The sequence below is a fragment of the Variovorax sp. 10L426 genome (assembly GCF_056395305.1).
The window spans coordinates 313,917-325,097 of the sequence record NZ_JBFTJF010000006.1; the positions used below are offsets into that span (position 1 = coordinate 313,917).

Sequence of the window (11,181 nt, forward strand, 5' to 3'; positions counted from 1 at the left end):
TTCGGTGAAGCCTAGGGACGCTCCGCCGCACGCGCCGAGAACAGGCGCTGCAGCAGGCAGAAGACAAAGAGCAGGACGCCGACCACGATGCGCGTCCACCACGAACTCAGGGTACCGTCGAAGGAAATGAGCGTCTGGATGATCCCGAGCATCAGCACGCCGAACAACGTGCCGATCACGTAGCCGACACCGCCGGTGAGCAGCGTGCCGCCGATCACCACCGCCGCGATCGCATCCAGCTCCATCCCCACCGCGTGCAGCCCATAGCCCGAAAGCATGTAGAAGGTGAACACCACGCCGCCCAGTGCCGAGCAGAAGCCCGAGAGCGTGTAGACGCCGATGACGGTCGAGCGCACCGGCAGCCCCATCAGCACCGCCGATTGTTCGTTGCCGCCGATCGCGTACACCGTGCGGCCGAACGGCGTGTAGTGCGCGACGAACACCGCGAGCGCGACCATCGCCAGCGCGATCAGGCCGCTGAGCGAGATCGATGCCGTGCCCCACACCGGCAGGAGCCACTGCGAGATCTGCGAGTAGGCCTCGTTGGTGATGCTGATCGAATCGATGCTGATCAGATAGCAGAGCCCGCGCGCGAGGAACATCCCCGCCAGCGTCACGATGAAAGGCTGCAGCCGGAAGCGCTCGATCAGCACCCCCATGAAGGCGCCGAACAGCGTGCCCATGACCAGCACCAGCGGAATCACGATCGCGGGACTCCAGCCGTGCTTCTCGACAAGCGCCGCGGAGACCATCGTCGTCAATGCGACCACCGAGCCCACCGACAGGTCGATGCCGCCGGAGAGGATGACGAAGGTCATGCCTACCGCGACGATGCAGAGAAAGGCGTTGTCGATCAGGAGATTGAGGAAGACCTGCGCCGAGAAGAAACCGTTGTAGAAGACCGAGCCCAGCGTCGCCATCAGCACGAAGAGCGAGATGGTCGCGGCCAGCGGCAGGTATTTCGGGTTGAGCCGCGTGCGCGGCCGCCTCGCGGGCGCGTCCGATTCAGGTACCGCCGATTCGGGTACGACTGCGCTCATCTAACCATCTCCCCACGCGCAGGCCGCTGCACGAGCTGACGGATGCTCGCGCGGAACTCGGCCGACTGCAGCAGCATGACCGCGAAGACAACCGCCGCCTTCACCACCAGGTTGATCTCCGGCGGTACGCCGAGCGAATAGATGCCGTAGGTCAGCGTCTGGATGATCAGTGCACCGATCACGCTGCCCACCAGGCTGAAGCGCCCGCCGGTGAGCGCCGTGCCGCCGAGCGTGACGGCCAGGATGGCATCGAGCTCCAGCAGCTGGCCTGCGTTGTTGCCGTCCGCACTCTTGACGTTGGAGCTGATCAGCAGCCCCGCCACACCCGCACAGAAGCCGCAGAACATGTATGCGCCCACGATGATGCGGCGCGCCCGCACGCCGGCCACGCGTGCCGCGTTCGGATTGATGCCCACCGACTGCACGAAAAGACCCAGCGCACTGCGCGTGATCGCCAGATAGACCAGCGCGAACACCGCAGCAGCCACATAAACCGAGAACGGCAGTCCGAGGAGATAGCCGTTGCCGACGAAAAAGAACGGCGAGTAGTAAATCGTGATGATCTGCCCGCCCGTGATCAGCTGCGCAATGCCGCGTCCGGCCACCATCAGGATCAGGGTCGCGATGATCGGCTGCATCCCTACGCGCGCGACCAACAGGCCGTTCCACAGTCCGCAGACCAGCGCCACGCCGAGCGCCGCGACGATGGCCAGCCACATCGGAAATCGGCTGACCTCGGCTTCGGCGCCGTTGCTCACGACCAGCGAGCCGCCGATCATCCAGGCCGCCAGCGCTCCCGCAATGGCCACCACGGCCCCCACCGAGATGTCGATCCCGCGCGTCGCGATCACGAGCGTCATGCCGAGCGCGACCAGCACCAGCGGCGCCGCGCGGTTGAGGATATCGATCAGGCTGCCGTACAGATGCCCGCTGCGCACTTCCAGATGCAGGAAGCTCGGGTTGAAGACCGCATTGATCGCCAGCAGAATCAGCAACGTGATGATCGGCCACGCCAGCCGATGGCGAAACATGCGAGTCATTGTTCCGCCGCGATGAGCTCGTACACCGCGTCCTCGCTGGCTCCGGCCGGCAGTTCGCCCACCTTGCGCCGCTCGCGCAGCACCACGATGCGATGCGACACGCGCACGACTTCGTTCATTTCCGACGAGATGAACAGCACCGCCATGCCGCCGCGCGCAAGACGAAGGATCTCGTCCATGATCTCCTGCTTGGCTGCGACGTCGATGCCGCGTGTGGGCTCGTCGAGGATCAACAGGCGCGGCTCGATCGCCAGCCAGCGCGCCAGTACCGCCTTCTGCTGATTGCCGCCCGAGAGCAATCCGATCGGCGTCTCGATGCTGGCGGTCTGGATGCCCAGCGTCTTGACGAAACGCTCCGCCAGCGCCGCCTGCTCGGCGCGCGACAGCGTGTTGCGCACGCCGCGCCGAGCCTGCAGAGCAAGCGCTATGTTCTCGCGCAATGAAAGGTCGGCCACGATGCCGTCGGTCTTGCGCTCTTCAGGACACAGGGCAAGGCCATGCTTCACCGCATCGGCCGGACTCGCCAGCTCGACCGCGACGCCGTCGACCTTCAGGCCGCCGCGATCCGGCTTGGCGAGGCCGAACAGCAGTCGAGCCAACTCCGTACGTCCCGAGCCGAGCAACCCGGCGAGTCCCACGATCTCGCCGGGGCGCACCTGCAGGTCGACCGGCTGCAACTGTCCGCGCTGCCCCAGGCCCTCTGCGGCCAGGACGGCGGCAGCGCTCTCGTCGATCGGAGGCAGGTCCGCATGCCCCGTCGCCTGCGCCGCGAATTCGCGTCCGACCATCGCCGAGATCAGCGCCTGTGGGCCCAGTTCGCTGGTCGGCCACTCGCCCACCCAGGCGCCGTTTCGCAGCACCGTGATGCGATCCGACACCGCATAGACCTGGTTCAGGAAGTGCGTGACGAACAGGATCGCCAGCCCCTCGCCGCGCAACCGGCGCAGCACTGCGAAGAGGCTTTTCACTTCTTCGTCGTCGAGGCTCGATGTCGGCTCGTCGAGGATCAACACCTTCGACGACAAACCCAGCGCCCGCGCGATCGCGACCATCTGCTGCACGGCCACCGAATAGCTCGACAGCAGCCGCGATACGTCGATGTGCACGTCGAGTCGCGCCAGCAGTGCGCGCGCCTCGCGGTTGACGGCGGCCCAGTCGATGCGGAAGCCCTGCGCCACGCCACGGCGCGGGTAGCGCCCCGAAAAAATGTTCTCCGCCACCGAGAGATTCGGGCAGAGGTTCACCTCCTGGTAGACCGTGCTGATGCCCATGCGCTGCGCGTCGATCGGCGAGGATGGCCTGATCGGACTTCCGGCGAGCGTCATCTCTCCGGCATCGGCCGCATAGACGCCCGTCAGCACCTTGATCAGCGTCGACTTGCCCGCGCCGTTCTGCCCCAGCAGCGCATGGATCTCGCCGGCCCGCAGCCGCAACGCAACGCCGCGCAGCGCCGGCACGCCGTTGAACTGCTTGTCGATGCCCGTGAGTTGCAGCACCGACACATCGAGAGTGGCGGGCGTGTTCATTTGTTCTTGTTGTAGACGTCGATGAAGACGGCCGCCAGCAACACCAGTCCCTTGATCACCTGCTGGTAGTCGATGCCGATGCCGAGGATCGACATGCCGTTGTTCATCACGCCCATGATGAAGGCCCCGATCACTGCGCCCATGACCTTGCCGACGCCGCCCGAGGCCGACGCACCGCCGATGAAGCAGGCCGCGATCACGTCGAGCTCGAAACCCAGCCCCGCCTTGGGCGTGGCCGTATTGAGCCGCGCCGCGAACACCAGGCCTGCCAGCGCCGCGAGCACGCCCATGTTCACGAAGGTGAGAAACGCCAGCCGCTGGGTCTTGATGCCCGACAGCCGCGCCGCTTTCTCGTTGCCGCCCAGCGCATAGATGCGACGGCCCACCGTCGTTCGGTTCGTGACGAAGTCGTAGGCGACGATCAACACCGCCATCACGATCAGCACGTTGGGCAGACCCTTGTAGGTCGCGAGCAGGTAGCTCAGCAGCAGGATCGCCGCCGCGAAGAACAGGTTCTTGACGAGGAAGAAGGCATAGGGCTCCTGCGCCATGCCATGCGCCGCGAGCTTCGCGCGCCCGCGAAGTTTGAAGAACACGAGCGCCGCAGCGGCCAGCGCACCCAGCAGCAGCGATGTGGTCCGCAAGCTCTCGCCGCCGATCACGTCAGGCACGAAGCCCGAACTCAGCTTCTGGAAGGTTTCAGGGAACGGCCCTACCGACTGCCCTGCCAGCAACGCCAGCGTGAGCCCCTTGAACACCAGCATGCCCGCCAGCGTGACGATGAACGACGGTATACGGAAGAAGGCCACGAACCAGCCCTGCGCCGCGCCGATCACGCCACCGGCGATCAGGCACACGATGAATGTTGGCACGTAGTGCCAGTCGTACTCCACCATCAACACCGCCGCGAGTGCGCCGACAAAGCCGCACACCGAGCCCACCGAAAGGTCGATGTGGCCCGCAACGATCACAAGCAGCATGCCCAGCGCCATGATCACGATGTAGCTGTTCTGCAGCAGCAGGTTGGTGAGGTTCAGCGGCCGCATCAGCGTGCCGTCGGTCAGGACCTGGAACAGCGCCATGATCGCAACCAGCGAAATCAGCATCCCATATTCGCGCAGGTTGTTCTTGATGAACCCTGCATGCTCGGCCGTCGCCGTGCCGGACGCCGGCGGCGTGATCGGTGTTGCCGGTTTGACGGCTTCTGCTTCAGGCGGCATGGACGCTGCTCCCGGAGGCCACGATCACTCGCATTATTTTTTCCTGGGAAGCCTCGGCCACAGGAAACTCGGCGACGAAGCGCCCCTCGTTCATCACATAGATACGGTCGCACATGCCAAGCAGCTCCGGCAGTTCGGAAGAAATCAAGAGAATGCCCTTACCCTCGCTCGCGAGCTGGTCGATGATGGTGTAGATCTCGTACTTGGCACCCACGTCGATGCCGCGCGTGGGCTCGTCGAGGATCAGCAACTCGGGCTTGGCGAAGAGCCACTTGCTCAGCACCACCTTCTGCTGGTTGCCGCCCGAGAGATTGACGACGCGCTGGTTCACCCCGGCGCAGCGGATGTTGAGCGCGCGCCGGTAGTCGTTCGCCACCTTGAACTCGCGGCCATCGTCGATCACGCCACGCTCGGAGATGGCCGCCAGGTTGGCCATGCTCACGTTCTTGCGGATGTCCTCCTCCAGCACCAGGCCCAAGCTCTTGCGGTCCTCGGTGACGTAGGCGATGCCGTGGTCGATCGCCTTGCGGATCGTGCCGACGTCGACTTCCTTGCCGTGCATGTGCACCGAGCCGCTGATGCGCTGCCCGTACGAACGCCCGAACACGCTCATTGCGAACTCCGTGCGCCCCGCGCCCATCAGCCCCGCGATCCCGACGATCTCGCCGCGCCGGACGTGCAGGTTCACGCCCTTGATCTGCTCGCGGTCGGCGTGCAACGCATGGTGCACGCGCCAGTCGCGCACCTCGAAGATTGTCTCGCCGATGGCCGGTGTGCGCTCCGGATAGCGGTGCGCCATGTCGCGTCCGACCATGCCGCGGATGATGCGGTCCTCGCTGATCGGCGCGCTGCGGCAATCCATGGTCTCGACAGTGGCGCCGTCGCGCAGCACGGTGATCGAATCGGCCACCTTGGCGATCTCGTTGAGCTTGTGCGAGATGAGGATCGACGCGATGCCCTGCGCCTTGAGTTCCAGCAGCAGGCGCAGCAAGGCATCGCTGTCGCTCTCGTTCAGGCTGGCGGTCGGCTCGTCGAGGATCAGCAGCTTCACCTCTTTCGAGAGCGCCTTCGCGATCTCGACCATCTGCTGCTTGCCAACGCCCAGGTTGGTGATGAGCGCCGTCGGCGGCTCCTTGAGTCCGACCTTGGCCAGCAACTCCCGCGTGCGGGCATAGGCCTCGAACCAGTCGATCACTCCGCCGCGTGCCGTCTCGTTGCCGAGAAAGATGTTCTCCGCGATCGACAGCAACGGCACCAGCGCCAGCTCCTGGTGGATGATGATGATGCCGAGCTTCTCACTGTCGGCGATGCCCTTGAAGCGGCGCAACTCGCCCTCGAAGTGGATCTCGCCCTCGTAGGAGTCGCAGGGATACACGCCGCTGAGCACCTTCATCAGCGTGGACTTGCCCGCGCCGTTCTCGCCGACCACGGCGTGGATCTCTCCCGCGCGCACCGCGAGGTTGACGTTGTCCAGCGCGTTCACCCCCGGAAAGCTCTTGGTGATGCCGCGCATCTCCAGAATCACATCGTTCACCCTGTCTCCTTCGAGCCTGCGGGGCCGGCCGACCCCGCATCGCACTGTCGGCTACTTGATCTGGCTCTCCTTGTAGTAGCCGCTGTCGACCAGCGCCTGCTTCCAGTTCGACGCGTCCACGCTCACGGGCTTGAGCAGGTAGGACGGCACGACCTTGACGCCGTTGTTGTAGGTCTTGGTGTCGTTCACTTCCACCTGCTTGCCAGCGAGCATGGAGTCCACCATGCCCACCGTGACTTTCGCCAGCTCGCGCGTGTCCTTGAACACGGTGGAAGTCTGCTCCTTCTTCAGGATCGACTTGACCGAGGGGATTTCGGCGTCCTGCCCCGTCACCACCGGCATCGGCTGCTGGGCCGAGCCGTAGCCCACGCCCTTGAGCGAGGAGATGATGCCGATCGACAGGCCGTCGTAGGGCGACAGCACCGCATCGACCCGGTCCTTGGTGTAGTAGGCCGACAGCAGGTTGTCCATGCGCGCCTGCGCCACGGCGCCGTCCCAGCGCAGCGTCGAGACCTTGTCCATGCCCATCTGCTTGCTGCGCACCACCAGCTTGCCGCTGTCGATGTAGGGCTTGAGCACCGACATCGCGCCGTTGTAGAAGAAGAAGGCGTTGTTGTCGTCGGGCGAACCACCGAAGAGCTCGATGTTGTACGGGCCCTTGCCCTCCTTCAGCTTCAGCGCACTCTCGATGTACTGCGCCTGCAACACGCCGACCTGGTAGTTGTCGAAGGTGGCGTAGTAGTCGACGTTCTTCGAGCCCTTGATGAGCCGGTCGTAGGCGATCACCTTCACCCCCTTGTCGGCCGCCTTCTGCAGCGCGTCCGACAGCGTCGTACCGTCGATCGCCGCGATCACCAGCACCTTCGGTCCCTTGGTGACCATGTTCTCGATCTGCGCGAGCTGGTTCGGGATGTCGTCCTCGGCGTACTGCAGGTCGGTCTTGTAGCCCTTCTCGTTGAAGTACTTGACCATGTTCGAGCCATCGGCAATCCACCGCGCCGACGACTTCGTCGGCATCGAGATTGCAACGAGGCCCTTGTCCTGCGCGTAGACGAGCGGCGCGACGCCGACGAGCAACGTAGCCGCGGCGCCGGCAAGCAAGGTTTTGAGAAATTTTCTTTTCATCGGGAAATCTCCTTTTTGGGATCGGCGGCTCAGTACTTCCTGCTGGGGAATTCAGCCTTGGCGACTTCCATCGGGAAGATGCCTTCCTTCGTCAGGATGCGCTTCGGCAGTGGCTTGCCGGCCTTGATGTCCTTGACCGCGCTCATCAGCTGCGGGCCAAGCAGCGGGCTGCATTCGACCGACACATTGAGCTTGCCGGCCATCATGGCCTCGAAGGCACCCTTCACGCCGTCGATCGAGATGATGATGATGTCCTGCGCCGGCTTCATGCCGGCTTCCTCGATGGCCTGGATGGCGCCGATCGCCATGTCGTCGTTGTGCGCGAAGAGCACGTTGATCTTCTTGCCCTCAGCCTTCAGGAAGGCTTCCATCACTTCCTTGCCCTTGGCGCGGGTGAAGTCGCCGGTCTGCGAGCGGATGATCTTGAACTTCGGATCGGACTTGATGATTTCCTCGAAGCCCTTCTTGCGGTCGATCGCGGGTGCCGAACCGACGGTGCCCTGCAGCTCGACGATGTTGATCGGTCCCGGGTTTCCCTTCTCCTTCTCGACCAGCCATTTGCCGGCCTTGCGGCCTTCCTCGACGAAGTCCGAGCCCATGAAGGTCACGTAGAGCGAGGTGTCCTTGCTGTCGACCGCGCGGTCCGTCAGCACCACCGGAATGCCGGCGGCCTTGGCCTCTTGCAGCACCGGGTCCCAGCCGGATTGGACGACCGGCGAGAAGGCGATGACGTCGACCTTCTGCGCGATGTACGAGCGGATGGCCTTGATCTGGTTTTCCTGCTTCTGCTGCGCATCGGAGAACTTGAGATCGATGCCGGCCTCTTTCGCCGCCGACTTGATCGACTCGGTGTTGGCCGTGCGCCATTCGCTTTCGGCGCCGACCTGGGCGAAGCCCAGGACGATCTTCTGCTGCGCCAGTGCCTTCAGCGGCAGCAGCGATGAGAGCGACGCGGTTGCGAGGGCGATGTTGAGCGTGCGACGGTTCAGTTTCATGTTGTCTCCTTGTTGAACGTGGTGAAAGAAACCCTGGTTGTCGGTCCGCTCAGGCCAGCACATAGCCGGTCTTGACGGTGGTGTAGAACTCCGCGGCATGACGGCCTTGCTCGCGCGGACCGTAGCTGGACGCCTTGCGGCCGCCGAAGGGCACGTGGTAGTCGACGCCCGCCGTCGGCAAGTTGACCATGGTCATGCCGACCTTGGCGTGGCGTTTGAAGTGCATTGCGCGCGAAAGCGATTTGGTGCAGATGCCGGCGCACAGGCCGAAGGGCGTGTCGTTGGCAAGCTCCAGCGCATGCGCGTAGTCGTCGGCGCGCAGCACGCAGGCAACAGGCCCGAAGATCTCGTCGCGCGCAACGCGATGCTCGGGCCGGGCCAGGAACAGCGCCGGACTCATGTAGTGACCGGCGGTCGCGCGCTTCAGCCGTTCGCCGCCCCAGACATGTTCGGCACCCTCTTCGCTCGCATTGGCGACGGCGGTGAGGTTCTGTTCGAGCTGGGCGGCATCGACCACGGGGCCGATGTCGGTGCCGCGCTCCAGCGCGTGGCCGATCTTGAGCGCAGCGAGACGATGACGAAGGCGCGCGACGAAGGCATCGTGGATCTGCGCTTCGACGATCAGCCGGCTCGACGCCGTGCACCGCTGGCCGGTGGAGAAGTAGGCACCCTGCACGGCGCAGTCGACCGCACGGTCGAGATCGGCATCCGCCAGAACCACCAGCGGGTTCTTGCCGCCCATCTCCAACTGAACCTTGGCGCGACGCTGGGTGGCGGCCTGCAGGATGTGCTCGCCGGTGGCGACCGAGCCCGTGAAGCTGATGGCATCCACGAGCGGGCTGTCGACGATCGTCTGCCCCACTTCGCGCCCGCTGCCCATCACGAGATTGAAAGTACCCGCCGGCAGTGCCGCGCGGCTGATGATTTCAGCCAGCGCCCATCCGCACGCAGGCACCAGTTCTGCAGGCTTGAAGACGACGCTGTTGCCGTACGCGAGCGCCGGCGCGATCTTCCATGCGGGAATCGCGAGCGGAAAGTTCCACGGCGCGATCAAGCCGACCACGCCGACCGGCTCGCGGGTGATGTCGACCAGCACGTCGGGCCGCACGGAAGCCAGCGCCTCGCCGCCGCCGCGCAGGGCTTCGCCGGCAAAGAACTTGAAGATGTGGCCTGCACGTGCCGCCTCGCCGACGGCCTCCGGCAAGGTCTTGCCTTCTTCGCGCGCCAGCAGCATGCCGAGTTCCTCGCGCCGCGCGAGGATCTCGCTGCCGATCTGGTCGAGCACATCGGCGCGGCGCTGTGGCGTGGTCAGGCTCCAGTGAGGAAAGGCATCGGCCGCGGCGCGGATGGCACGCTCGGTCTGGCTGCGATCGGCGCGCGCATATTCGGCGACGACCTCGCGGGTGTCGGACGGGTTGCGGCTGACGCCCGTGGTCACGCCCGTCTCCCAGCGCCCGTTGATGAGCTGCCGTGCATTCTGCTGGAGGTCGCTGCGCTTCAAAGTGGGGCGAGTGTAGGAATCGCACCAATATCTTTCCAATCAATATTTGGATGGAATGGATATCAGAAGAAGCATTCAGGTAAACCCCCATGACCAACTACACGCACTGGTTCATCCGTGCGCGACTCAAGACCCGCCAGTTGCTGCTGCTCGTGGCACTGGCCGAAGAAGGCAACATCCATCGCGCCGCGCAGGTGCTGAACATGACGCAGCCCGCGGCTTCGAAGCTGCTGAAGGACCTCGAGGACGTGCTGGAGGTGCCGCTGTTCGACCGCCTGCCGCGCGGCATGCGGCCGACGTGGTACGGGGAAACCATGATCCGCCACGCGCGCGTCGCGCTTGCGAGCCTGAACCAGGCACATGACGAACTCACGGCTCTCAAGGCCGGCAGTGCGGGGCAGGTCAACATCGGCGCCATCACGGCGCCTGGGCTGGTGTTGCTACCGCCGGCGGTCGCGGCGGTCAAGCGCGATCACCCGAACCTGCGTGTGTCGCTGGAGATCGAGACCAGCCCGGTGCTGCTGGAGCGGCTCGAACAGGGCAAGCTCGACCTGCTTGTCGCACGCCTCTTCGCGGAACACGATAAGACAAACGTACGCTACGAAGCACTCACCGAGGAGCCCGTCTGTGCGCTCGTTCGACCCGGCCATCCGCTGCTGGGCATGACGGGCCTGGGCCTGCGCGACCTGGTGTCTGCGGGCTGGATCGTGCCGCCCGCAGGCAGCGTGTTGCGGCATCGCTTCGAACTGATGTTCCAGGAGGAAGGCCTTCCGCCGCCGCTGAACGTGATCGAGACGGCGGCGCTGCTCTTCATCACACGCATGCTGCAGCAGAGCGACATGGTGGCCGTGCTCGCGACCGACGTGGCTCGCTACTACGCGGCGCACGGGATCGTTGCGCTGCTGCCCATCGAGATGCCTTGTCATATGGATGCGTTCGGCATCATCACCCGCACCGATCGTCTCTTGTCGCCGGCAGCGAAGGTGATGATGAGGGCGCTCAAGGCGGAGAGCTTCACTGCCTATGGGCGTCGGCTTGAGGCTGATTGAGGTTTGGGGTGGCGGAGGCGGGCGGTGTGCGCTGGGCCGGCCGACGTCACCGGCCGCTTCGCGGCTGCCCTGCGCTGCTCACGGTACGCGGGGTCCGCGCGAAACTCGCTTCGCTCAAACACGCGCAGCCCTGATCCGCGTACCGCTGCGC

The 11,181-nt window shown here is 64.9% G+C and carries 9 protein-coding genes; 1 reads left to right on the forward strand and 8 read right to left on the reverse strand.

All coding sequences use genetic code 11. From position 1 onward, the window contains the following. Positions 1-11 precede the first annotated feature (11 nt). The 8 genes from yjfF to AC1DHL_RS11825 all read right to left on the reverse strand — a co-directional run bounded on the left by yjfF (position 12) and on the right by AC1DHL_RS11825 (position 9,981). The gene (yjfF, locus tag AC1DHL_RS11790; RefSeq protein WP_478162089.1) at positions 12-1,040 is read right to left on the reverse strand and encodes a galactofuranose ABC transporter, permease protein YjfF; all 1,029 of its coding nucleotides are present in this window, start codon (positions 1,038-1,040) and stop codon (positions 12-14) included. After that, entirely contained in the window at positions 1,037-2,080 is a 1,044-nt protein-coding gene (locus AC1DHL_RS11795; RefSeq protein WP_478162090.1) for an ABC transporter permease, read from the reverse strand. Before AC1DHL_RS11795 ends, yjfF begins: the two co-directional genes overlap by 4 nt. Next, complete coding sequence (locus AC1DHL_RS11800) at positions 2,077-3,606, reverse strand: sugar ABC transporter ATP-binding protein (protein WP_478162091.1); 1,530 nt, start codon at positions 3,604-3,606, stop codon at positions 2,077-2,079. Before AC1DHL_RS11800 ends, AC1DHL_RS11795 begins: the two co-directional genes overlap by 4 nt. After that, positions 3,603-4,826, reverse strand: coding sequence for a multiple monosaccharide ABC transporter permease (gene mmsB / locus AC1DHL_RS11805; RefSeq protein WP_478098695.1), 1,224 nt, complete (start codon positions 4,824-4,826; stop codon positions 3,603-3,605). The genes AC1DHL_RS11800 and mmsB overlap by 4 nt, the downstream gene beginning before the upstream one ends. Beyond that, positions 4,816-6,339 carry a multiple monosaccharide ABC transporter ATP-binding protein gene (mmsA, locus tag AC1DHL_RS11810; protein WP_478162099.1) on the reverse strand — a complete coding sequence of 508 codons (1,524 nt, stop codon included), beginning with the start codon at positions 6,337-6,339 and terminating at the stop codon, positions 4,816-4,818. Before mmsA ends, mmsB begins: the two co-directional genes overlap by 11 nt. A 72-nt stretch (positions 6,340-6,411) precedes the next feature. Further along, positions 6,412-7,485, reverse strand: coding sequence for a multiple monosaccharide ABC transporter substrate-binding protein (gene chvE / locus AC1DHL_RS11815; protein WP_478098697.1), 1,074 nt, complete (start codon positions 7,483-7,485; stop codon positions 6,412-6,414). 29 nt (positions 7,486-7,514) lie between these two features. After that, positions 7,515-8,480, reverse strand: coding sequence for an ABC transporter substrate-binding protein (locus AC1DHL_RS11820; RefSeq protein ID WP_478098699.1), 966 nt, complete (start codon positions 8,478-8,480; stop codon positions 7,515-7,517). A 49-nt stretch (positions 8,481-8,529) separates the two neighbouring features. Beyond that, entirely contained in the window at positions 8,530-9,981 is a 1,452-nt protein-coding gene (locus AC1DHL_RS11825) for an aldehyde dehydrogenase family protein (protein ID WP_478162092.1), read from the reverse strand. 89 nt (positions 9,982-10,070) lie between these two features. On the opposite strand from AC1DHL_RS11825, the gene AC1DHL_RS11830 reads away from it, so the two are divergent. Further along, on the forward strand, positions 10,071-11,030 hold the full coding sequence (locus AC1DHL_RS11830) for a LysR family transcriptional regulator (protein WP_478098703.1): 960 nt from the start codon (positions 10,071-10,073) through the stop codon (positions 11,028-11,030). The last annotated feature ends 151 nt before the right edge of the window (positions 11,031-11,181 follow it).